The sequence below is a fragment of the Microbispora sp. ATCC PTA-5024 genome, from assembly GCF_000511135.2.
Classification (GTDB): Bacteria; Actinomycetota; Actinomycetes; order Streptosporangiales; family Streptosporangiaceae; genus Microbispora; species Microbispora corallina.
This window is the reverse complement of sequence record NZ_KI866522.1, coordinates 781,924-783,235: the sequence shown is the minus strand read 5'-3', so window position 1 is coordinate 783,235 and position 1,312 is coordinate 781,924. Positions and strand designations below refer to the sequence as shown.

The 1,312-nt window shown below is 73.2% G+C and carries 1 protein-coding gene; it reads right to left on the bottom strand.

Annotated elements, in window-relative coordinates; all coding sequences use genetic code 11:
- Positions 1-5: 5 nt before the first annotated feature.
- Positions 6-1,034, bottom strand: coding sequence for an ROK family protein (locus MPTA5024_RS03565; protein WP_036319821.1), 1,029 nt, complete (start codon positions 1,032-1,034; stop codon positions 6-8).
- Positions 1,035-1,312 lie beyond the last annotated feature (278 nt).

Below are 1,312 nucleotides of genomic sequence, written 5' to 3'. Positions count from 1 at the left end.
CCCGGTCAGCGGCCGACGATGGCGGCGAGCGCGGCCAGGGCGGCGCCCCGGGCCCCGGCCATGTCGAGGTCCCGCACCAGCGCGATCGTGGCCACCCGGCGCTGCTCCTCGCGGAGCAGGATGTTCTCCTTGACCGTCTCCAGGAACCACTCGCGGAAGTGCGGAGCCGCCTCGACCACGCCGCCGCCGAGGAAGTACGCGTGCGGGTCGGTGAAGTTGGCGGCGACGGTGAACAGCCGGCCGATGGCCATCGCCTGCTGCTCGAACACCTTCAGCGCGAGCGGGTCGCCGTTCTCGCCGTGGCCGCGCAGCAGCTTGGCGGCCTTGCCGATCGGCTCGACCCGGGCCAGCTCGTGGTCGGGGAAGCGGGTGAGCCAGAACGGCAGGAGGTTCTTCTCGATGCCGGTCAGCGACGCCACGCTCTCCGCGTCGCCCTCGAAGCCGCAGTTGCACGCGGGGATCGGCTGGCCGTCCTCCAGCAGGCCGTGCAGGGGGATGTGGACGTGGCCCAGCTCACCGGCCATGCCGGCCGCGCCCTTCACGACGTGCCCGGCCTCGACCACGCCGCCGCCGAGCCCGGTGCCGACGATGGCCGATACCGACGAGCGCTCCCAGGAGTCGGGCCCGAAGTGGACATGGTGGGCGTACAGCGCGGCGGCGTTGCCGTCGTTGTTGTAGATGACCGGCACGCCGACCCGGGCCTCCAGGGCGCCGCGGAAGTCGAAGCCGTACCAGCCGGGGTCGACGAAGTTGGTCGCGCCCTTGGAGGAGATCACCCCGTCGGCGCTCGCGGGGCCGGGAGTGTCCAGCCCGATCGCGCGCACCCGTGAGCGCGGGGTGCCGGTGAGCTCCAGCACGTTGTCGAGGGCGAGGACGAGCTGCTCGACCGCCACCGCGGGACCCTCCCGCACGAGGCTGGGGGTCTCGACCAGCCGCTCCACCTGGAACCGTCCGGCGGCGTCGAGGACGGTCGCGTTGTTGCTGGTGCCGCCGTTGTCGAGGCCGACGACGACCCACGACCCTGCATCTGCCATAGGGGGATGTCCTTCTGTCGCGCTTGTCAGAGCGAAGACTACGAGAGTTTGGCCGCGGGAGCACCAGCCCCGCGCCGGGTCGGATTCCGTCCCGGATCCGGAACGCCGGAGAGGTGAAAGATTCAGGTGCCGCGCTCCGCGCAGGGAGCCTCCCGCACGGCTGTGACCTGCGGGGGAGCGGACGGCCTCGGGGCGCCGCGCGCCGGGGACGCGCGGGCCCGCGTTGACCCGGCGCCGGGGGCGGACGAACCATCGGCGTCCGGGGCGGCCACGGCCCG